This is a genomic window from Mycobacterium sp. (genome assembly GCF_044370595.1).
Classification (GTDB): Bacteria; Actinomycetota; Actinomycetes; order Mycobacteriales; family Mycobacteriaceae; genus Mycobacterium.
In genome coordinates, this window is sequence record NZ_JBILVF010000049.1 from 1 (window position 1) to 20,733 (window position 20,733).

The window sequence follows — 20,733 nt, forward strand, 5'->3', positions numbered from 1 at the left end:
GGCCCTCACCGGGATCATCCTGGGGGCTGTCGCAGTCGTCATCAGTCTCGCCTTCATCGCCATGTACGTCGGCATCTTCAACAACTACGGCGGCCAGGAAATGGTCACCTGCATTCAGGGCGCCGGTGGCGACAACACCAAGGTGCAGGCGTGCATGGACGCATTCCAGCAACGCGTCGAGGAGCAGACCGGCCAAGGCGGCGGACCGGGCCGGTAACCACGCCCGGTCACGTTTGGGGTTCTACTTCGCCGAGCCCGGGAAGTACTTGACGATGCCTTCCTGGGCGACAGTGGCCACCACCTCGCCCGCCCGGTTGAAGAAGTGCCCCATGCCCAAGCCGCGCGATTCGGCCGCCACCGGCGACGCGGTCGAGTAGAGCACCCAGTCGGCGAAGTCCACCTGGCGGTGGAACCAGATTGAATGGTTGATGGTGACCGCGAAAATCCGGTCCCAGCCCCAGGACAGCCCATGGGTGGTGATGATCGAATCCAGCACTGTGGTGTCCGACGAATAGACCATCGCCGCGGTGTGCAGCACCGGATCATCGGGCATCTGCCCCGACGCGGTCATCCACACCCGGTTTCGATCGAGTCGGCCGCCTTTGTCGCGCATCACCCATGCCGGGTCGTTGGTGTACCGCCATTCGATCGGGCGCATGGCCTCGGCGAAATGCGGCACAACCTTCTCGTAGCCGACCAGCAACTCGTCGATGGTCGGTAACGTCTCGGGATCTGGAACCGTCGGGAGTTTGGAATTGTGTTCCAGGCCACGGCCGGCGGCCAGATAGGACACCAGGGCGGTGGCCAGCAGTTTTCCGTCCTGCATCGCGTCAACCCTGCGGTTGGCGAAGCGGCGTTCATCGCGCAAACGGCAAACGTGGAATTCGATGTCGTTGGCCGGGTCCCCGCCGGCGATGAAATGCACCGACAGCGCACTCGGCGGTAGGTCGTGGTCCACGGTACGACTTGCCGCAGTGAACGCCTGCGCCATCAACTGACCGCCGAAAGTGCGGACCGGGTTTTTACGGGGGTGACGCCCGGTGAAGACGTCGACGCCCCCAGGTGTTCTTCCCCGGCTGGAAAGGTCGAGAATGGACAGCAGTTCGTCGAAATCGGACTTTCCCGGCAGCGAAGACTTACCTTGGGGCACGCGCTGCCTCTCGCTAGTGGTCGTTCTCCCCGATCCGGTGGATGTGAATCAGGTTGGTCGAACCTATTGTGCCCGGCGGCGCCCCCGCCACGATGACCACCAGGTGGCCGCGTTGGTAGCGCCCCAATGTCAGCAGCGCGTGATCCACCTGCCGGATCATGTCGTCGGTGCTGTCGGCGTGCGGCACGACGAACGTTTCAGCACCCCAGGTGAGGGCGAGTTGACTGCGGATCTCCGGCGCGGTGACGAAAGCCAGCAACGGCAAACGGCTGTGCAATCGTGCCAGCCTACGCACCGTGTCACCTGATGCGGTGAACGCCACCAGAGCTTTCGCATCCAGCCGCTCGCCGATATCCCTTGCTGCATAAGAGATTACGCCACGCTTGGTGCGCGGCACGTGGGTCAGGGGCGGCGGCGGATTGTTCTCCTCCATCGAGCAGATGATCCGGGCCATCGTGCGGACCGCCTCGATCGGGAACTTACCCACCGAGGTCTCCCCGGAGAGCATCACCGCGTCGGCTCCGTCGAGTACCGCGTTAGCGACATCGGAGGCCTCAGCCCGCGTCGGCCGGGAGTTCTCGATCATCGACTCCAACATCTGAGTGGCCACGATCACCGGTTTGGCGTTCTCTCGGGCGATCTGGATCGCCCGCTTCTGCACCAGTGGGACCTCTTCGAGGGGCAGTTCCACACCCAGATCGCCGCGGGCCACCATCACCGCATCGAAGGCCAACACGATGGCTTCGAGGTTTTCCACCGCTTCCGGTTTCTCGAGTTTGGCGATCACCGGAACCCTGCGGCCCACCCGGTCCATCACCTCGTGCACGAGGTCGACGTCGCTCGGCGAGCGCACGAAGGACAGTGCGACGAGGTCGACGCCGAGTTTGAGCGCGAACTCCAGATCGGCAATATCCTTCTCCGACAGGGCCGGGACGGAAAACGCCATCCCCGGCATGGAGAGGCCTTTATTGTTGCTGACCGGTCCGCCCTCGGTCACCGTGCACACCACGTCGTCACCGTCGACGTGCTCGACGATCAATGCCACCTTGCCGTCGTCGACGAGCAGCCGGTCGCCGGGTTGGGCGTCCTGGGCCAGGTTCTTATACGTGGTCGAGACCCGGTCGTGGGTGCCCTCACAGTCCTGCACGGTGATTCGTACGGTCTCGCCGTTGACCCACTCGGTCGGACCGTCGGCGAATCGGCCCAGCCGGATTTTAGGGCCCTGGAGGTCGGCGAGGATGCCCACCGCCCGCCCGGTGGCGTCGGAGGCTTGACGCACCCGGTTGTAGGACGCCTCATGATCGCTGTAATCGCCGTGGCTGAAATTCAGCCTCGCGACATCCATCCCTGCCTCGACGAGCGCTCTGACCTGGGTGTCAGTGTCGGTAGCAGGGCCGAGGGTGCAGACAATCTTGGCGCGCCGAGTCACGACGCCTGAGCATAGTCCGCTTCGGTGGCCACCCGCTTGGGTCTACGAAATGAGCATCGTGGGAACCAACGGGAATCCAGGCAGATTCCGCACGACGGTCCACCCGATCGTGGCGACACCGAGCACGATCAGCAGCGCGGTGCTGACGACCTGACGCCCGCGGTGCAACCGCCAGAGCGACCAGACGGCCAGCAGCGGAAGACCGATCAGAAGGAAAACATTGTCGTGTACCGCAGCAGAGAGGTTTCCGTGCAGTACGTCGTGGGTCATCCGCAGGCCCCCACAGGCCGGACAGTCCCATCCGGTGATGACTTGGAAGGGGCAGAACGGGAACACTGCGCCAGGCCGATGCGGGTCGACAGTGGCGACGTAGGCCAAGGCGGCTGCCCCCAGTGCGCCGGAACCGGCGATCCAGAGCCTGGCGGTCTTGGCCGTCATGGGCGCAAGCATAGGTCCGGAGTCATTCGCCGCGGTTGCCGGCGCCCCACAGTAGACGTTTGAGGGTCGAGCCCTTCAGTTTCTCCGACTCGTCGCCTTCAGGCTGATCCACGCCGTCCCGATCCCCGCCCGCCTGATCAGCGGCAGGGGCTTCAACGGACTCGAGTTCGACCGCTGCCGACCGCTCCGGTTGCGGTTCGGGTTCGGATTTCCCGGTGACAGCCTCGACGGTGACAGCTTCGACGCTCTCAGCCTCGACCGCAACGATTGTGTCGCCGTCAATTTCGACCGACTCCGACACCACGACCGACTCCGACACCACGACCGACTCCGACACCACGACCGACTCCCCGTCGGACTGGAATTCCTCGGACTCGTAGACCACGACCGTCGCCGGCTCGTCCGGGGCCTCTTCGTAGACGACGACGGCAGCGTCATCGGCGCCTGCGGCCACCTCGGCCTCGTCGTCGACCGACCGGTCGTGGACGTCATCCTCGGTAGCTTCGCTGCTGGTGTCCCTATCCGCGGATTCGACCTCTGCGGATTCGACCTCTGCGGCAACGGCCTCGACAGCGTGCTCGACTTCGTCGACCTCATCGGCCTCCGCGTCGGTCTCGGCGTCGGTCTCGAAGGTGGCTTCCGCGGCTTCCTCAACCTCGGCTTCCTCAACCTCGGCTTCCTCAACCTCATCGACACCGGTCTCCGCCGCCACGTCGGCGACGTCTCCTACCGCAATGGCATCCTCGGTCTCATGTTCCCCGGCCACCGTCGCCGCGGCGACGATTCCACTGCCCGTGGCCGCCTTGACCAGATCCTCGGCCCACTCCTCCACACGTGATTCCTCGTGGAGTTCCGCCGGTTGCCTGCCGCGCAGCGAGGCTGGATTCTCCCGGCCCTTAGGTGCCAGCAGCATGTACACCACGGCACCGATGAAGACGAATGTTGCGGTGAAGACGTTGATCCGGATGCCGGCGATCTCGGTCGCGGCGTCGTCGCGCATCAACTCGATCCAGAAGCGGCCCACGCAGTAGGAAGCCACGTACAGCGCGAACAGCCGTCCGTGGCCAAGCCGGAACTTGCGGTCAGCCCACAGCAGGAAGCCGAAGACCAGCAGATTCCACAGCAGTTCGTAGAGAAAGGTCGGGTGTACCACGGCCGCGACCTCACCGGTCGACACGCCGTCGAGGGAATGCACATCCACGACCCCCGAGGAGTCACGGCGGTAGAAGATCTCCATGCCCCACGGCACGGTGGTCTCACGCCCGTACAGCTCCTGGTTGAAGTAATTGCCCAGACGTCCGATCGCCTGCGCGAGAACGATTCCCGGCGCCACGGCATCGCCGAAGGCGGGCAGCGGAATACCCTTGCGGCGGCAGGCGATCCACGCCCCAACCCCGCCGAGAGCCACCGCGCCCCAGATGCCCAGGCCACCTTCCCAGATCCGCAACGCAGCGCCCAGACCCGCACCGTCCGGACCGAAGTAGGTTTTCCAGTCCGTCAGCACGTGATAGAGCCGACCACCGATCAGGCCGAACGGCACTGCCCAGAGCGCCACGTCGTAGATGACGCCACGCTCACCGCCGCGCGCGGCCCACCGTCGGTCGCCGATCACCAAGGCGGCGACGATGCCGGCGATGATGCACAACGCGTACGCCCGGATCGGGACCGGCCCCAGGTACCAAACGCCTTGCCCCGGACTCGGGAAGTAGGCGAGCACCGTTGTGGTCACGTGGCAGGCCCCTTCTCTCGAACTCCGACGGCTAGTTCCTCGGTCAACGTCCGGACGGCCGGCACCCCGTCGTCGCTCAACGCCGACACCAGTGCGGAACCGACGATAACGCCGTCTGCGTAATGGGCGATTTCGGCCGCCTGCTCACGCGACCGCACCCCCAACCCGACTCCGACGGGTATGTCGGAAATCTCCTTGACCCGACGCACCAGTTCCGGCGCGGCATTGGACACCGCGTCGCGGGCCCCGGTGACGCCCATCGTCGACGCAGCGTAGACAAAGCCGCGGCACGATTCTACGGTCCGGGCCAATCGCTCTGGCGTTGACGACGGCGCGACCAGGAAAATCCTGTCCAGGTTGTGCTCTTCGGAAGCCGCGAGCCAGGCATCGGCCTCGTCGGGAATCAAGTCGGGGGTGATCATGCCCAACCCGCCGGCAGCAGCCAGATCGCGGGCGAATGCGTCAACTCCGTAGTGCAGCACCGGATTCCAGTAGCTCATCACCACCGCGTTGCCGCCGGCGGCGCTGATCGCCTCAACCGCACGCAGGGTGTCGCGAACCCGCACGCCATGCTGCAGGGCGGCCTCTGTTGCGGTCGCGATAACCGGACCGTCCATCCCCGGATCGGAGTACGGAACGCCGACTTCAATGATGTCGCATTCGGCGCTGATGGCCACCATGGCGTCGATCGAGGTGGACACGTCGGGATATCCGGTAGGCAGATAGCCGATCAGCGCGGCGCGCCCCTGCGCGCGGCACGAGTCGAAAACCGGGCCCAGTCGGCCAGGCGGGCTGTGCACAACGGTCATGACGTTTCCGTACCTGCGCCGTCGAACAGCCCGAACCAACTGGCGGCGGTCTCCACGTCCTTGTCCCCGCGACCGGACAGGTTGACCAGGATGATCGCCTCGGAACCCAACTCAGCACCAAGCTGCACAGCCCCGGCGATGGCGTGGGCGGACTCGATCGCAGGGATGATGCCTTCCATACGGCACAGCAACCGGAAGGCATCCATGGCTTCCGTGTCGGTGACCGGCCGGTATTCGGCCCGGCCGACGTCCTTGAGGAACGAGTGCTCCGGCCCCACCCCGGGATAGTCCAATCCCGCTGAAATCGAATGGGATTCGATCGTCTGGCCGTCCTGGTTCTGCATCACATAGGAGTACGAACCCTGGAAAGCCCCCGGTGAGCCGCCGGAGAAGGTGGCGGCGTGGCGGCCCGTTTCGACACCGTCGCCGCCGGCCTCGCAGCCGATCAGTCGTACCCCCGCATCGTCGATGAACGGGTGGAAGATCCCGATGGCATTGGACCCACCACCCACACAGGCCAGTACCGCGTCCGGTAACCGGCCGGTCATATCCAGCATCTGGGCCCTCGCCTCCAGGCCGATGATTCGCTGAAAATCTCGCACCATCAGCGGGAACGGGTGTGGGCCGGCAGCGGTGCCGAAGCAGTAGTAGGTGTCATCGGCGTGGGCCACCCAGTCCCGGAACGCCTCGTTGACGGCATCCTTGAGGGTCTTGGATCCGGATTGCACCGCGACCACCTGCGCGCCGAGCAACCGCATCCTGGCCACGTTGAGTGCCTGCCGGGCGGTGTCGACGGCCCCCATGTAGATCACGCACTCCAGACCGAGCAGGGCGCACGCGGTGGCCGTCGCGACGCCGTGCTGGCCGGCGCCGGTCTCGGCGATCACTCTGCTCTTGCCCATCTGACGGGCCAGCAGCGCTTGACCCAGGACGTTGTTGATCTTGTGCGAGCCGGTGTGGTTGAGATCCTCGCGCTTGAGGAAGATGCGGGCACCGCCGGCGTGCGCACCCAGCCGAGACGCCTCGTACATCGGCGAGGGGCGGCCGGCGTAATGAGTTTGCAACCGGTCGAGTTCGTCGAGGAACGTCTGATCGGAGCGGGCCTTCTCGTAGGCGGCGGTGACCTCCTCGATGACAGCCATCAGCGCTTCGGGGACATACCGTCCGCCGAAGATTCCGAAATGGCCACGCGCGTCGGGGTCGTGGACCGTCGGCTCGGCGACGGCCACGCTGGCGCGGGGCAGGTTCGGGGTGGAGGTATCGGCCATCTCGAGGTTTTCAGCCGGAGGTTTTCAGCGTGCCGGTTTCGGGCAGGACGGATGGGCACCCGCGGTCACCAGTTCAGACACCGCCGTGCGCGGATCGCCACTGGTGACCAGACCTTCACCGACGAGGACGGCGTCAGCGCCGGCCCCCGCGTAGGCAAGCAGATCCGCCGGGCCACGCACTCCGGACTCGGCGACCCGGATGACGTTGGACGGCAGTCCCGGTGCAATCCGGCCGAAGCAGTCGCGGTCGACGTTGAGAGTCTTGAGGTCGCGAGCGTTCACACCGATCACCGAGGCGCCGGCCTGCAGCGCACGGTCGGCTTCCTCCTCGGTATGCACCTCAACCAGAGCGGTCATGCCGAGCGATTCGGTCCGGTCGAGCATCGACACCAAGGCGGGCTGCTCCAGTGCGGCGACGATCAGCAGCAGCATGTCGGCACCGTGGGCGCGGGCTTCGTGGATCTGGTAGGGCCGGACGATGAAGTCCTTGCGCAGCACCGGGATCGTCACCGCGCCGCGAACGGCGTCCAAGTCGGCCAGCGAGCCATGGAAGCGCCGTTCCTCGGTCAGCACGCTGATCACCCGGGCCCCGCCATTCTGATACGCCCGTGCCAGTTCGGCCGGGTCGGCGATCGGTGCCAGTTGGCCGCGAGACGGGCTTGCCCGCTTCACTTCGGCGATGACGGCGATCCCGGGGGCGCGCAAAGCCGCCATGGCGTCCCGCGGCGGACGGGCGGCTTCTGCGGCGGCTTTGACCTCAGCCATGGTCACCAACGCCTCGCGCGCGGCAACGTCGGCGAAGACTCCCTCGAGGATGGAGTCGAGCACGGTTGCCGAACTCATTGCGAGCAGGTCCCCTTCTGCATTAGCTGACGATCACGGCGATTCCGTGAAAGGGTAGCCGCCCGGCAGTCGGCACCCGTCACCGACCCTCGCTGTCACCGGTCGGATCCCTGCCCTCATCGAGGGCCTCCCAGATGCCGCGTTCGGACAGTTGGTCAGGTTCGCTGCTGCGGCCCGCCCCAGGGGCGGTGTATTTCGTGCTCCGGTCGGCCTGGTGTGCTGCCAAGCCCGCCGCCCGCATGAGCAGTACCGCCGCCGCCAGAGCGCCGACTGCGGCGGCAAGCGTCACCACCGCACCGGGCAGATAGCGCGCGCTGTCGACCAGTGTGGCGATCTTCACACCGGCCAGTTCGGCGCCGCGTGGAGCGACGTCGGGGATCGTGATGAGGCTCACGCCGAGGTAGCCCAGCGCCAGGCACACCGCCGCCAGCAGCAGTGCCACCACCCGCAGCAACCATCCCCGCGCCGCCAGCGCGGCCAGTGCTGCTGCCCCCAACAGCACCGCCATCGGCAGCAGCGCGGTGGACCACTGTGCGCCGGTGAGGGTTGCGGTTGTCGGATGGGTGAGCCCGTCGAACGAGGTGACCGAAACCCAGGGCAGCCGAGAGGCAACCCACAGCGCTCCGGCCGAGATCAGTAGCAGAATCTGCGCGACCCGGATCACGGCGCCTTCAGCGTCTCGGCGGCGGCGATCGCGGCCAGCACTGCCTTGGCCTTATTGGCCGACTCGGTGTACTCGTAGGGCCCGTTGGAGTCGGCAACCACGCCCCCGCCGGCTTGCACGTAGGCGGTGCCGTGGCGCATCAGCGCGGTACGGATGGCGATCGCGAAGTCGGCGTTGCCGGCGAAGTCCAGATAGCCCACCACGCCGCCGTAGAGGCCACGACGAGTCAGCTCGACCTCTTCGATGAGCTCCATGGCACGTACCTTCGGAGCGCCGGAGAGAGTGCCGGCCGGAAAACAGGCGGTCACGGCGTCCAGCGGGGTGCGGCTCTCAGCCAGCAGGCCGGTGACCGTGGAGACCAAATGCATGACGTGGCTGTAGCGCTCGATGTGGCTGTAGTCCTCGACCCGCACGGTGCCCGGCACACATACCCGGCCCAGGTCGTTGCGGCCGAGGTCGACCAGCATGAGGTGTTCGGCTCGTTCCTTCTCGTCGGCCAGCAGGTCCTTCTCGAGTAGCTGGTCCTCCTCCTCGGTGCGGCCTCGCCACCGGGTGCCGGCGATCGGGTGGGTGGTGGCCCACCCTTCCTGGACGGTCACCAGCGCCTCGGGACTGGACCCCACGATCGAAAAGGCTGTTCCCCCGGTCTCGTTGGGAATGTGCATCAGGTACATGTACGGGCTGGGGTTGCTTACCCGCAGCATGCGGTACACGTCGATGGGCTCGGCCGGGGTGTCCATCTCGAAGCGCTGCGAGGGAACCACCTGGAAGGCCTCACCGGCCTCGATCTCTTCGACCAGGCGCTCGACGACCGCGCCGTACTCCTCGATGGTCCGTTGTGCGCGGTGGCGGGGTTCGGGCCGGGAGAACGTCGCAACGCTGGATTCCAGCGACTGGCCCAGCGCCGCCGTCATCCGGTCGAGGCGGGCGACGGCTTCGTCGTAGGCCTCATCGACGCGGGCGGAACCGCCGTCCCAGTTGACCGCGTTGGCGATCAGAGTGATGGTGCCCTCATGGTGGTCCACCGCAGCAAGATCGGTGGCCAACAACAGCAGCATCTCAGGTAGCTGAAGGTCGTCGACGGCCAGCGCCGGCAGTCGCTCGAGGCGGCGGACGAAGTCGTAGGCGAAGAACCCCACTAAGCCACCGGACAGCGGGGGCATCTCCGGTCCCACCGAGCCCCCGCCCGCGGCGGACCCGGTGGACAGCAGTTCCATTGTGTCCCGCAGCGCCTGGAGTGGGTCACCGCCGCTCGGGGCGCCCTGCGGCGTGGCGCCGAGCCAGACCGCTTCGCCGTCACGCACCGTCAGCGCCGAGGGCGCGCCTGCCCCGATGAACGACCACCGCGACCATGACCGGCCGTTCTCGGCCGACTCCAGCAGGAATGTGCCCGGCCGGTTGGCGGCCAGTTTGCGGTAGGCCGACAGCGGGGTCTCGCTGTCGGCGAGGACCTTGCGGGTCACCGGCACCACGCGGTGCTCGGCGGCCAACGCTCGGAACTGCTCCCTGGTGGTGGTCGGGGTGGACTGCACGGGCTACATCCTCCCAGGCTTGGCCTGGCGGCCCCGAGTGTGGGCCCTATGCAGCCGAAGCGGCCGCAACACCTGTACAGAGCGCATGGTCGCGGAGGCCCGTTTCTTCTCAACGACTCGACGCGGCGCGTTCGTCAGGGTAGGAAAAACCTCATGAAACCTGGTGACCGCGTGCCCGAGTTCGAACTTCCCGATCAGACGGGCACGGTGCGCTCGCTGTCCGGTCTGCTGGCCGACGGGCCGATCGTGCTGTTCTTCTACCCCGCGGCCATGACGCCGGGCTGCACCAGGGAGGCCTGCCACTTCCGCGACCTGGCGAGCGAGTTCGACGCCGTCGGCGCCTCCCGGGTCGGCATCAGCACCGACGCGGTGGACAAGCAGGCCAGGTTCGCCGACTCACAGCGCTTCGACTACCCGTTGCTGTCCGACCGCGACGGCACTGTCGCAGAGATGTTCGGCGTCAAGCGCGGACTGCTGGGCAAGTTCTTACCCGTTAAGCGGGCCACCTTCGTCATCGGCTCCGACCGCACGGTGCTGGAAGTGATCTCCAGCGAGGTGAACATGGAGACCCATGCCGACAAGGCTCTGGCGGTTCTGCGGGCCGGCGCACCGCCGACTTCATGACGGACGGGTCCTCGTCTGGGCTCCCCGGCGAGAGGCCCGGCTACTCCATCGGCGAAGCGATGGGCTGGTCATGGACCATGTTCACCCGGCACGCCGGCCTCTTGGTGGCGACGACTGTGATCCTCGGCATCCTCGGAGTGGCTATCGCCACGTTGCTCGGCTCGCTGTTGAACACGGTGTCGCCGGAGAGTTTCAGCGCAATACAGGACGGGCAGGACGTCGTGGCGACGGCGACACGGAGCATCGAGGGTGCCGGTGTCGCCGTACTGGGGCTGGCCTGGCTAGCCGTGCTGGTAGTCAGCGGCGCGATCGCCGCGGCCTGGTACGGGGGCCTTTTGTCGATCGCCGACGGCAAGCCGGTTTTCTTCGGCTCATTTTTCCGGCCGCGCAACGTGGCTTCGGTGGTCCTTGCGTCGCTGCTGATCGGCGTCCTGTCGACGGTCGCCCTGATCGCACTCACAGTGCCGTATGTCGGCGGGGTGCTCACCGCCGCGACCGCAGCGCTGGTGGCTTTGGTGAACTTCTTCACGGTGGTGACGATCGTCGATCGCAACCTCTCGGCGGTAAAGGGGATCCGGGCCAGCGTTTGCGCCGCGACACGGCATCCCGGCCCGGTGGCGCTGGCCTGGATCATCACCACCGCGGTGCTGGCCGCCGGTGGGCTGTTATGCGGCGGACTGCTGGTGGCCGTCCCGATCGCCTATTTGTTCAAGGTGTTCACCTGGCGACGGCTCACCGGGGGCACCGTTGTTCAGGGCCCCGAGGCGCTCGGTTGACCATCGCCGAGTAGTAGGTCGGCGTCGAAACAGGTGTGCTCGCCGGTGTGGCAGGCAGCACCGTCTTGGTCGACCTCGAGGAGCACAGTGTCGCCGTCGCAGTCCAGTCGCACGGAGTGCACGTACTGGGTATGCCCGGACGTCTCGCCCTTGACCCAGTACTGATCGCGGGAGCGTGAGTAATAGGTGGCCTGCCGGGTGGCCAGGGTGCGGGCCAGCGCCGAGTCGTCCATCCAGGCCACCATCAGCACCGCGCCCGTGCCGCGTTCCTGAGCGACGGCGGCGAACAGGCCGTCGGCATTGCGCTTGAGCCGCTTGGCGATCGTGGGGTCGAGGGTAGCCGGACGGGGGCTGGATGCGCCCGACTTGTCCTCTTCGCTATCGCTCATCGAACCGTTATCCCCTGCGCCGCCATCGCGGCCTTCACCTGACCAATCGTCAGTTCGCCGAAGTGGAACACACTGGCCGCCAGCACCGCATCCGCCCCCGCGTGCACCGCGGGCGCGAAGTCCCCGACCGCCCCGGCGCCGCCGCTGGCGATCACCGGCACGCTGACCGCCGACCGCACCGCACGGAGCATCGGCAGGTCGAAGCCCGCCTTGGTGCCATCGGCGTCCATTGAGTTGAGCAGGATCTCGCCGACACCGAGTTCTGCTCCGCGCCTTGCCCATTCAATCGCGTCGATGCCCGTACCCCGCCGCCCACCGTGGGTGGTGATCTCCCAGCCCGACGGCGTCGGCTCCGCGCCGGACGGCACGGTGCGGGCGTCCACCGAGAGCACGATGCATTGCGAGCCGAACTGTCGGGACAACTCCGCCAGCAGTTCCGGGCGGGCGATCGCCGCGGTGTTCACCGACACCTTGTCCGCACCGGCCCGCAGCAGGGCGTCGACGTCGGCCACCGATCGCACTCCCCCGCCCACCGTGAGCGGGATGAACACCTGTTCGGCGGTGCGGCTCACCACGTCGAGCATCGTCGCCCGGCCCGTCGAGGAGGCCGTGACGTCCAGGAAGGTCAGTTCGTCGGCACCCTGCGCGTCGTAGAGAGCGGCCAGTTCCACCGGGTCGCCGGCGTCACGCAGGTTCTCGAAGTTGACGCCCTTGACCACCCTTCCGGCGTCCACATCCAGGCAGGGGATGACCCGCACCGCCACATCCGTGGTCGATTCTGGCATCGGCGAAACTCCTCCGGTGATCCCGCCCGGGTGTGCCCCAGGACGGTGACAATACGCCCCGGGCGGACGGCACTCGTGCAGCCCAGGCGGTAGGTCGCTCACGGCAGGGTTTCACGTGGTTTATCGTGGTCGACCGTTATGTTTGTCTGGAGAAGCCCATGCTGAGGACGCTTGCTGAGGCGATTCGCGATGACGAGCCGGAAGTAATGCGCATATTCTCCGACGAATTTGCCCGCGGGGCTGATTGGCACCGATTTATGGACTCTTACGGCGAACCTCCAGACTTGGAGGGGATTCTCACTGAAGAGACTGGATGGGACGATAAGCCAACATGTTTGAGGAGATTCCAGACCATCTACATAGCGTGCTGGATCTACCATCCCCTCGAGAAGGGGACTTTCATGCTCAGTCTTGACGGCGCGAAAAGCAATGTTGAGCGGGGTTACCAAACGCTGGATAGGCGGTGGTCCAGTCATCTGTCCAAACAGGCACGCTCGGCCGGTGAAGGTTTTACTTTCCTCAAGGGCTACAACGAGCTTCTCGTCCAGATCGAAGGAGATTTCCTCTTCCTGAAGGCCGAAGGGCAGCGGGCGTCGGGAGCCGGCATTGTTTCCAGCGCCAGACATCTGGGAGGTTGGGTTCGGAAATCGGTCACCGGCGTCGGCAACACGGCTAGTCGTGAACTGAACGATCTCGTAGTGACCAGGCCCGACCTCGGAATCCGACAGCGCAGTGCTGAGAATTACGGCAAAAAATACGAAGCCTTACTCAAACACCTGGATCTTCACGGTCCCCTTATCACGATACGACTCGCCCTTGATGAATTGATTGAGGAATGCCTCCAAAGCGCCGACGGTGCAGCGTCTTTTCTCACGCTGCTTGGTGAAAACGGCTTCGACAGGAATCTGGTAAACACTCAGGGCCTCACCCACAGGGACATGGGGCGCCTCCTGCGCAATGTCGTCAGACCGTTCATGTTGCAGTCGCCGGAAACACGACTCCGTAAACTGATCAGACACGCCGACAACGAGATTGACGGACTGATCGAGTGCCTGCTGAGTGATCTGGAATTGCTCGACTCCCGATCATCGAGGTATTTCCACGAGGTGAGAACTTCGCCGTCGAATGTCACTGACGCGCTTCGCGACTTCGCGGTTTCCTTGGGCCCGGGCGTCGAGCGACCAGTGCCTGCGGGACGGTCAGGTTAGCGGTCCACCGCCGACTCCATCGCCGCCAGCGCCTCAGGCAAAGTGAAACGTCGGGCGTAGAGGGCCTTTCCGACGATGGCGCCCTCGACTCCGGAATCGGTCAGGGTGGCGATGGCCCGCAGGTCGTCCAGGCTGGAGACGCCCCCGGAGGCGATCACCGGGGCGTCGGTGCACTCGGCGACACCCTCGAGCAGATCGAGGTTCGGGCCGGTGAGCGTCCCGTCCTTGGTGACATCGGTGACGACGAACCGCGAACACCCCTCGCTATCAAGGCGTTCCAGGACCTGCCACAGATCGCCGCCGTCGGTCTCCCAGCCCCGGCCGCGCAACCGGTGCTCGCCATCGACGATCTGCACGTCCAGACCGACGGCCACCCGATCGCCGTACTCGGCGATCGCGCGGGCGCACCACTGCGGGTTCTCCAGCGCCGCGGTGCCGATGTTGACCCGAGCGCACCCGGTCGCCAGCGCCGCCCGCAACGACTCGTCGTCGCGGATACCGCCGGACATCTCGACGTCGACATCCAGTGCGGCCACCACCTCCGCGAGCAGTTCGCGGTTACTGCCGCGGCCGAAGGCCGCATCGAGGTCCACCAGGTGGATCCATTCCGCGCCATCGCGCTGCCAGGTCAGCGCCGCCTCCAAGGCAGAGCCGTATTCGGTCTCACTGCCGGCTTTACCCTGCACCAGTCGCACCGCCCGGCCCTCGACCACGTCGACGGCCGGCAACAGGATCAATCGATTGCCGCTCATCTGAATACCCCGTACCTCGTCGCCGTCACAGTCCCTCAACCCAATTCGCGAGCAGCGCCGCGCCGGCGTCGCCACTCTTCTCCGGATGAAATTGCGTGGCCGACAACGGCCCGTCCTCCACGGCCGCCAGGAAGCGCACGTGGTGAGTCGCCCAGGTCAGCAACGCATCCGTTGCGCCCTGCCAACTCTGCGCGGCATAGGAGTGCACGAAGTAGAAGCGGGTGTCCGGCGCGAGCCCTTTGAAGAGCCTGCTGCCCGGTGGGGCCTCGACGACGTTCCAGCCCATGTGCGGGATGACCGGTGCATCGAGTCGGGTGACCGATCCGGGCCACTGCCGGCAGCCGTGGCTGTCCACCCCGAATTCCACTCCGTGGGCGAAGAGGATCTGCATCCCGACGCACACTCCGAGCACAGGCCGGCCGGTCGAGACCCGCTCGGCGATGATCTCGTCGCCGCTGACTCTGCGCAGTCCGGCCATACACGCCTCGAAGGCTCCCACGCCGGGCACCACCAGACCGTCGGCGGCCAGTGCTGCCGACCGGTCGGCTGTCACCGTAACCTCGGCACCCGTCCGCTCCAACGCACGTTGCGCCGATCGGAGGTTGCCCGAACCGTAATCCAGAACAACAACGGAACGTGCTGTCACAGAACACCTTTGGTGGACGGCACGCCCGTCGCACGAGGATCCGGCTCGACGGCCTGCCGCAACGCCCGGGCGACCGCTTTGTACTGGGCTTCGGTGATGTGATGCGGGTCGCGGCCGTACAGGGTTCGCACATGCAGCGCAATACGCGCGTTGGCGGCCAACGACTCGAACACATGCCGGTTGATCACCGTGTGGTAGGGCACACCCGATCCGACAATGGTGAAGTCCACCAGATACTCGGGTTCGCCGGTGTGCACGAAGTAGGGCCGCCCGGAGACATCGACGGCGGCGTGCGCCAAGGTCTCATCCATCGGGATGAACGCATCACCGAAACGTCGGATGCCGGTTTTGTCGCCGAGTGCCTGGCCCAGCGCGGCGCCCAGCACGATCGCGGTGTCCTCCACGGTGTGGTGGCCCTCGATCTCCACATCGCCGCGGGCGGTGACGCTCAGATCGAAACTTGCGTGGGTGCCCAGTGCGGTGAGCATGTGGTCGAAGAACGGCACCCCGGTGTCGATGGCGACCTGGCCGGTGCCGTCCAGGTCGACCTCGACGACGATGTCGGACTCTTTGGTCTTGCGTTCGACCCGGGCGCGGCGGGCTGCCGGCGGGCAGGAGCGAAGCGAGTCGGGAGTCGTATTGGTTGTCGTCACGGTGCTCCTAGGGGCTGGGCCAGCGCGATGACCGCCAGCTTCCGGCTGGCGGTCAGGAACGCGTCGTTCTCCTCGGGCAAGCCGATGGTCACACGCAGATAGCCGGGAATGCCGACGTCGCGAATGAGTACACCGTCGGCCAGGTAATGCTCCCAGGCTTTGGCAGCGTCGATGAACAGGCCGAACAACACGAAGTTCGCATCGCTGGGAACAACCCGAAAACCCATCTCCACCAATGCCGCACTGACCCGGTCGCGTTCAGCGGACAGGGCAGCCACGCTTGCCAGCGTCTCATCGGCGTGACGCAACGCGGCGCGAGCGGCGGCCTGGGTCAGCGCGGAGAGGTGATAGGGCAACCGGACCAGCAGTACGGCCTCGATCACCGCGGGCGCGGCCACCAGATAGCCGAGTCGGCCGCCGGCGAAGGCGAACGCTTTACTCATGGTGCGGCTGACGATCAGCCGGGCCGGGTACTCCTCGAGCAGTGCCACAGCGCTTGGCTGGCTGGAGAACTCGCCGTAAGCCTCGTCGACGATGAGAACCCCACCGGTCATCGCATCGAGTAGCCGGCGCAGAGCGGTCAGCGGAACGCTCTGCCCGGTCGGGTTGTTCGGGCTGGTGACGAAGACGACATCGGGATGCTCGCTGCCGATCGCGGCGATCGCCGCATCGACGTCGAGGCTGAAGTCCGCCGCGCGGACCGCCTCGATCCAGCGGGTCTGAGTGCCGTCGGAGATGATCGGGTGCATTGAGTAGGACGGCACAAAACCGATCGCGCTGCGACCGGGGCCGCCGAAGGCCTGGAGCAACTGCTGCAGAATCTCGTTGGATCCGTTTGCAGCCCAGACATTTTCGACGTCGACTCGGACACCGGTCTGCGCTGTGAGGTACGCGGCAAGGTCCCGGCGCAGCGCGGCCGCATCGCGGTCCGGATAGCGATGCAGGTGCGCGGCCGCCTCCCGTGCCGCCTCTGCCACGTCGGCCACCAGAGCGCGACTCGGCGGGTGTGGGTTCTCGTTGGTGTTCAGCCGCACCGGCACGTCGAGTTGCGGTGCTCCGTAGGCGGGTTTACCACGCAGATTATCCCGCAACGGCAGGTCGGCAAGACCCACTCGCTGACCTAAAGTCACCTTTCGAACCTCCGCCGGACCGCCTCGCCGTGCGCGGGCAGGTCCTCGGCGTTGGCCAGGGTGATGACGTGCCCGGAGACATCTTTGAGGGCTGCCTCGGTGTAGTCGACGACGTGGATGCCGCGCAGAAAGGTCTGCACCGACAGCCCACTGGAGTGCCGAGCGCAGCCGGCGGTCGGCAGCACGTGGTTGGAGCCGGCGCAGTAGTCACCCAGGCTCACCGGCGACCACGGGCCGACGAAAACCGCTCCAGCCGAACGAATCCGGGAGGCGACTTCAGCAGCGTGGGCTGTCTGGATCTCGAGGTGCTCGGCTGCGTAGGCGTTGACCACCCGAACTCCGGTATCGACATCGTCGACCAGCACGATCGCCGACTGCGGCCCACTCAGGGCCGCGGCAACCCGATCTCGGTGCACGGTGGTCTGCAACTGCACATCCAACTCGGCGTCGGCGGCATCGGCTAATTCAATGCTGTCGGTGACGAGCACACCGGCCGCCATGACGTCGTGCTCGGCCTGGCTGATCAGGTCAGCGGCCACATGCACGGGATCAGCGGTGTGGTCGGCCAGGATGGCGATCTCGGTGGGTCCGGCCTCGGAGTCGATGCCGACCTGGGAGCGGCAGATCCGTTTGGCTGCAGTGACATAGATGTTTCCCGGGCCGGTGATCATGTCGACGGGGGCGAGTTCGCCGCCGTCGGTGTCGATCCCACCGAAGGCCAGCAGCGCCACCGCCTGCGCGCCACCGACGGCCCACACCTCGGCCACGCCCAACAGTGCGGCCGCGGCCAGGATGGTCGGGTGCGGCAGACCGCCGAAATCGGCCTGCGGTGGGCTGGCGACAACCAGCGATTCCACCCCGGCGGCCTGGGCGGGCACTACGTTCATTACGACGCTGGATGGGTAGACCGCCGTTCCGCCTGGCACATAAAGACCGACCCGCTCCACCGGCACCCAGCGCTCGGTGACCGTGGCGCCAGGCGCCAGCACGGTGGCCGTATCGGTGCGGCACTGGTCGGCGTGCACAGCGCGAGTGCGCTCAATGGCCACCTCCAGGGCGGCCCGCACGTCCGGATCCAACAGGCTCAGCGCAGTGCCGAGTTCGGCCTGGGATACCCGAACCGCGTCCGGACGCACGCCGTCGAACTTCGCCCCGTACTCCAGCGCCGCAATCGCCCCGCGTTCGGCGACGTCCTCGACGATCGGCCGGACGGTCGGCACGACCGCGTCGACGTCCACCCCGCCACGGGGCAGGGCAGCGCGTAACTGCGCGGCGCTCATCTCGCGGCCGCGCAGGTCAATACGCGCGATTCGGGGGCTCTGGATGCTCATTGGTCCCCATTGTCCCTGATCGGGGCGAGGATGGAAAAATCAATTACGCATCGGTTGAGGCTCCCGGAGATAATCCCGCGATGCGGTGGGAACTCTGGCTGGCGTTCGTCGGGGCGGCGTTCGCAATCAGCGTTTCACCAGGTGCTGGCGCTATCCAGTCGATGGCCACCGGTCTCACCCATGGCCTGCGGCGCGGATTGTGGAGTATCGCCGGCCTCCAGATCGGACTGATGACCCAACTTCTAGTGGTGGCAGTGGGCGTGGGCGCGGCCGTCTCCCAGTCGCTGGTGACGTTCACCGTCATCAAGTGGATCGGCGTGGCCTACCTGCTCTACCTGGCGGTGCGGCAGTGGCGCAGCACTGCCGAGGAACTCGGGGCCAGCGTCGGAGTTCAGGCCGACGGGAGCCGCCCTGCGCTGCTGGTTCGCGGCTCGCTGGTCAACATGACCAACCCGAAGGGTCTGGTGTTCCTGCTGGCCGTACTACCGCAATTCGTGGTGCCCACCGAACCCCTGCTGCCCCAGTATCTGACGATCGCGGCGACGATGACGGTGGTCGATATGGCCGTGATGGCGGCCTACACCGGACTAGCGGCCCGACTGCTGGGCTGGTTGCACACCCCGCGGCAGCAGGCGGTCCTCAATCGGACGTTGTCGGCGCTGTTCGCCGGGGCGGCCGTGGCGCTGTCGCTGGTGCGGCGCGGTGCTGCGGCATGATGACCAAATGAACAGCCATTCGGTCGATTTCAGCGGCGAGACCGTTCTTGTCATCGCCGCGACGGGCGGTATCGGATCGGTGACCGCCGAACGCTTCGCCGCCGCCGGGGCCCATGTGATGGCCACTGCCCGCCAGCTGGAGGGTCCGCTGGCCGAAGTCGTCGAACGAATCCGCGCCGCCGGCGGTTCAGAGCCACGCCACTGGCCATGGACGTGACCGACGAGGACAGCGTGCAGGCGGGCGTCGCCACCGCCGCAGCGCACTCGGGGCGCATCGCCGCCATGGTCAACATGGCGGGGGTGTTCCGGCCACCGGCGCCCATCGTGGAAACCTCGCTCGCCGACTGGGAACAGACCCTGGCAGTCAACCTGACCGCCACCATGCTGTGCATGAAACACACACTGGTACAGATGATTTCGCAGGGCGGATCCGGTGTGATCGTCAATACCGCGTCAAGCCTCGGAGTAGCGATGAACCGGGTTAACCTCGGGGCGTACGTCGCCAGCAAGGCGGGTGTGCACGTGCTCACCCAGACCGCCGCCATGGAGGTGGCGCAGTACAGCATCCGGGTCAACAGCGTCAGCCCGGGGGTGACCGCCACCCAGATGTCATTGCGCCACGGCGAGACCGACGCCGACCGGGCGGCCCGGGTTAAGAGCGGCGTACCTCTCGGTCGCGTTGCAGCTCCCGCGGAGATCGCCGAGGCGGTGCTGTGGCTGGCCAGCCCACAGGCGTCCTATGTGACAGGCCACGATCTGATCGTCGACGGCGGCCAGGTCTTGCTGTGAGGTGGGCATGATGAAACCCATGTCGAACAAGGATCACCCCAACAATGCACCGGGCGTGCCGATGCGGTTCCCGCTGTGGTTTGAGAACTTCCAGATCAAATACATCAACCCCATCGCGGTTCCGATTGCGCGGTTCACCCCGGGTATCACCGTCATCAAGCACCGCGGCCGGAAGTCCGGCCGCAATCTGGAGACGGCGGTGTCGGCCTACCGCAAGGGCAACACGGTGGCCATCATGTTGGCGCACGGTAAAACCAACTGGGTCAGGAACATCCTCGCGGCCGGTGAGGCCGATGTTGTGCTGCGCGGCCGGTCCGTGCACCTGGTGAACCCGCGGATCGTGCCGGCGGGCAGCAACGAACCGTCATTACCGCTGATGGCGCGGATCGCCGCCCGCCGCGGTGTGGGGGTATTCGTTGCCGATGTCGCCTAGCATCGAGCGACAGTCGGATACGAAACAAGAGGTGGCCGAATGATTCCGGGTTCGCCCGATCCGCTTGAGGCTTCGTTGGCGGGAGGCCGGGCGGGACCGGTCAGCCTGGACGACTGGGCGGGAGGCATTCCGCAGACCCGCGCCCAACTGCCGTCGGTGCGGATCGGCCGGCGCTGGTTCAGCACCCTGTGGCTGGTGCCGCTGGGGGTCGCGGCGCTCGTGCTCTCGATCGCAGTGGTCCGCGAGATGACCCGCTATGGGTGGTATCAGGATTTCATCGCCAGGTATCCGGGAACCTCCACGCAGTATGTCGAACCCGTCGATTCCGGCTTCCCGTGGTGGCTGCGATGGCAGCACTTCCTGAACCTGTTGTTCATGATGTTCATCATCCGGGCAGGCCTCCAGATTTTGGCCGACCACCCGCGGCTATACGTCAACGCCGGCTGTAAGCCGGACACCGAATGGCTGCGGCTACGGGGGCCGGTGCCGACCGACCGTCGCGACCCCACCGCCGCGGATCGGGTCTGGACCGCCAAGGATGATTCGGTTGCGCTCCCAAAACAACTCGGAATTCCCGGGATCCGACACTCGATCGGCCTGGCCTCCTTTGAACACCTCGGTGCCGGCCGCGGCGGATTC

General features: G+C 66.3%; 23 protein-coding genes and 2 pseudogenes. 9 read left to right on the forward strand and 16 right to left on the reverse strand.

Features of this window, described 5'->3' with window-relative positions; genetic code table 11:
* A pseudogene (locus tag ADBZ5N_RS08890) lies at nt 1-217 on the forward strand (DUF4190 domain-containing protein); the annotation flags it as partial.
* A 24-nt stretch (nt 218-241) separates the two neighbouring features.
* Here ADBZ5N_RS08890 and ADBZ5N_RS08895 read toward each other — a convergent pair.
* The 9 genes from ADBZ5N_RS08895 to ADBZ5N_RS08935 all read right to left on the reverse strand — a co-directional run bounded on the left by ADBZ5N_RS08895 (nt 242) and on the right by ADBZ5N_RS08935 (nt 9,862).
* A complete protein-coding gene (locus ADBZ5N_RS08895) occupies nt 242-1,150 on the reverse strand; it encodes an acyl-CoA thioesterase II (RefSeq protein WP_526257129.1) in 909 nt (302 codons plus the stop codon).
* A gap of 13 nt (nt 1,151-1,163) precedes the next feature.
* A complete protein-coding gene (gene pyk / locus ADBZ5N_RS08900) occupies nt 1,164-2,579 on the reverse strand; it encodes a pyruvate kinase (RefSeq protein ID WP_526257130.1) in 1,416 nt (471 codons plus the stop codon).
* A gap of 42 nt (nt 2,580-2,621) precedes the next feature.
* A complete protein-coding gene (locus ADBZ5N_RS08905) occupies nt 2,622-3,017 on the reverse strand; it encodes a DUF2752 domain-containing protein (RefSeq protein WP_526257131.1) in 396 nt (131 codons plus the stop codon).
* A gap of 22 nt (nt 3,018-3,039) precedes the next feature.
* The gene (gene lgt / locus ADBZ5N_RS08910; protein ID WP_526257151.1) at nt 3,040-4,734 is read right to left on the reverse strand and encodes a prolipoprotein diacylglyceryl transferase; all 1,695 of its coding nucleotides are present in this window, start codon (nt 4,732-4,734) and stop codon (nt 3,040-3,042) included.
* An 8-nt stretch (nt 4,735-4,742) separates the two neighbouring features.
* Nucleotides 4,743-5,555 carry a tryptophan synthase subunit alpha gene (gene trpA / locus ADBZ5N_RS08915; RefSeq protein WP_526257132.1) on the reverse strand — a complete coding sequence of 271 codons (813 nt, stop codon included), beginning with the start codon at nt 5,553-5,555 and terminating at the stop codon, nt 4,743-4,745.
* Nucleotides 5,552-6,823, reverse strand: coding sequence for a tryptophan synthase subunit beta (gene trpB / locus ADBZ5N_RS08920; protein WP_526257133.1), 1,272 nt, complete (start codon nt 6,821-6,823; stop codon nt 5,552-5,554). The genes trpA and trpB overlap by 4 nt, the downstream gene beginning before the upstream one ends.
* A 24-nt stretch (nt 6,824-6,847) precedes the next feature.
* Nucleotides 6,848-7,666, reverse strand: a complete 819-nt coding sequence (gene trpC, locus ADBZ5N_RS08925) for an indole-3-glycerol phosphate synthase TrpC (RefSeq protein ID WP_526257134.1) — start codon at nt 7,664-7,666, stop codon at nt 6,848-6,850.
* A gap of 79 nt (nt 7,667-7,745) precedes the next feature.
* Nucleotides 7,746-8,330: a TIGR02234 family membrane protein gene (locus ADBZ5N_RS08930; RefSeq protein ID WP_526257135.1), complete on the reverse strand. Its 585-nt coding sequence runs from the start codon at nt 8,328-8,330 to the stop codon at nt 7,746-7,748.
* Entirely contained in the window at nt 8,327-9,862 is a 1,536-nt protein-coding gene (locus ADBZ5N_RS08935; protein ID WP_526257136.1) for an anthranilate synthase component I, read from the reverse strand. The genes ADBZ5N_RS08930 and ADBZ5N_RS08935 overlap by 4 nt, the downstream gene beginning before the upstream one ends.
* Nucleotides 9,863-10,015: 153 nt before the next feature.
* Between ADBZ5N_RS08935 and ADBZ5N_RS08940 the strand changes: the two genes are divergently transcribed.
* Nucleotides 10,016-10,486 (forward strand): peroxiredoxin, encoded by a 471-nt coding sequence (locus ADBZ5N_RS08940; RefSeq protein WP_526257137.1) that lies wholly within the window; start codon nt 10,016-10,018, stop codon nt 10,484-10,486.
* Nucleotides 10,483-11,262, forward strand: a complete 780-nt coding sequence (locus ADBZ5N_RS08945; RefSeq protein ID WP_526257138.1) for a hypothetical protein — start codon at nt 10,483-10,485, stop codon at nt 11,260-11,262. The genes ADBZ5N_RS08940 and ADBZ5N_RS08945 overlap by 4 nt, the downstream gene beginning before the upstream one ends.
* On the opposite strand, the gene hisI is transcribed toward ADBZ5N_RS08945, so the two are convergent.
* Nucleotides 11,238-11,651 (reverse strand): phosphoribosyl-AMP cyclohydrolase, encoded by a 414-nt coding sequence (gene hisI, locus ADBZ5N_RS08950; protein WP_526257139.1) that lies wholly within the window; start codon nt 11,649-11,651, stop codon nt 11,238-11,240. The two genes, ADBZ5N_RS08945 and hisI, sit on opposite strands and share 25 nt — an antisense overlap.
* Nucleotides 11,648-12,436, reverse strand: coding sequence for an imidazole glycerol phosphate synthase subunit HisF (hisF, locus tag ADBZ5N_RS08955; protein WP_526257140.1), 789 nt, complete (start codon nt 12,434-12,436; stop codon nt 11,648-11,650). Before hisF ends, hisI begins: the two co-directional genes overlap by 4 nt.
* Nucleotides 12,437-12,561: 125 nt before the next feature.
* Between hisF and ADBZ5N_RS08960 the strand changes: the two genes are divergently transcribed.
* Nucleotides 12,562-13,644, forward strand: coding sequence for a hypothetical protein (locus ADBZ5N_RS08960; protein ID WP_526257141.1), 1,083 nt, complete (start codon nt 12,562-12,564; stop codon nt 13,642-13,644).
* On the opposite strand, the gene priA is transcribed toward ADBZ5N_RS08960, so the two are convergent.
* Genes priA through hisD form a run of 5 tightly spaced genes read right to left on the reverse strand, consistent with a single transcriptional unit; the run spans nt 13,641 to nt 18,156 of the window.
* A complete protein-coding gene (priA, locus tag ADBZ5N_RS08965; RefSeq protein WP_526257142.1) occupies nt 13,641-14,396 on the reverse strand; it encodes a bifunctional 1-(5-phosphoribosyl)-5-((5-phosphoribosylamino)methylideneamino)imidazole-4-carboxamide isomerase/phosphoribosylanthranilate isomerase PriA in 756 nt (251 codons plus the stop codon). The two genes, ADBZ5N_RS08960 and priA, sit on opposite strands and share 4 nt — an antisense overlap.
* Before the next feature lie 25 nt (nt 14,397-14,421).
* Complete coding sequence (gene hisH / locus ADBZ5N_RS08970) at nt 14,422-15,042, reverse strand: imidazole glycerol phosphate synthase subunit HisH (RefSeq protein WP_526257143.1); 621 nt, start codon at nt 15,040-15,042, stop codon at nt 14,422-14,424.
* Nucleotides 15,039-15,695, reverse strand: a complete 657-nt coding sequence (hisB, locus tag ADBZ5N_RS08975) for an imidazoleglycerol-phosphate dehydratase HisB (RefSeq protein WP_526257144.1) — start codon at nt 15,693-15,695, stop codon at nt 15,039-15,041. Before hisB ends, hisH begins: the two co-directional genes overlap by 4 nt.
* Nucleotides 15,692-16,825: a histidinol-phosphate transaminase gene (locus ADBZ5N_RS08980; RefSeq protein ID WP_526257145.1), complete on the reverse strand. Its 1,134-nt coding sequence runs from the start codon at nt 16,823-16,825 to the stop codon at nt 15,692-15,694. The genes hisB and ADBZ5N_RS08980 overlap by 4 nt, the downstream gene beginning before the upstream one ends.
* Nucleotides 16,822-18,156 (reverse strand): histidinol dehydrogenase, encoded by a 1,335-nt coding sequence (hisD, locus tag ADBZ5N_RS08985; RefSeq protein ID WP_526257146.1) that lies wholly within the window; start codon nt 18,154-18,156, stop codon nt 16,822-16,824. Before hisD ends, ADBZ5N_RS08980 begins: the two co-directional genes overlap by 4 nt.
* An 80-nt stretch (nt 18,157-18,236) precedes the next feature.
* On the opposite strand from hisD, the gene ADBZ5N_RS08990 reads away from it, so the two are divergent.
* From ADBZ5N_RS08990 to ADBZ5N_RS09010, 5 genes and pseudogenes are all read left to right on the forward strand, one after another.
* Entirely contained in the window at nt 18,237-18,872 is a 636-nt protein-coding gene (locus ADBZ5N_RS08990; protein ID WP_526257147.1) for a LysE family translocator, read from the forward strand.
* Nucleotides 18,873-18,879: 7 nt separating this feature from the next.
* Nucleotides 18,880-19,089, forward strand: coding sequence for an SDR family NAD(P)-dependent oxidoreductase (locus tag ADBZ5N_RS08995; RefSeq protein WP_526257148.1), 210 nt, complete (start codon nt 18,880-18,882; stop codon nt 19,087-19,089).
* Nucleotides 19,080-19,661, forward strand: a complete 582-nt coding sequence (locus ADBZ5N_RS09000) for an SDR family NAD(P)-dependent oxidoreductase (protein WP_526257149.1) — start codon at nt 19,080-19,082, stop codon at nt 19,659-19,661. The genes ADBZ5N_RS08995 and ADBZ5N_RS09000 overlap by 10 nt, the downstream gene beginning before the upstream one ends.
* A gap of 19 nt (nt 19,662-19,680) precedes the next feature.
* Nucleotides 19,681-20,094 carry a nitroreductase family deazaflavin-dependent oxidoreductase gene (locus tag ADBZ5N_RS09005; RefSeq protein WP_526257150.1) on the forward strand — a complete coding sequence of 138 codons (414 nt, stop codon included), beginning with the start codon at nt 19,681-19,683 and terminating at the stop codon, nt 20,092-20,094.
* Between the two features lie 39 nt (nt 20,095-20,133).
* Nucleotides 20,134-20,733, forward strand: a pseudogene (locus tag ADBZ5N_RS09010) (hypothetical protein); the annotation flags it as partial.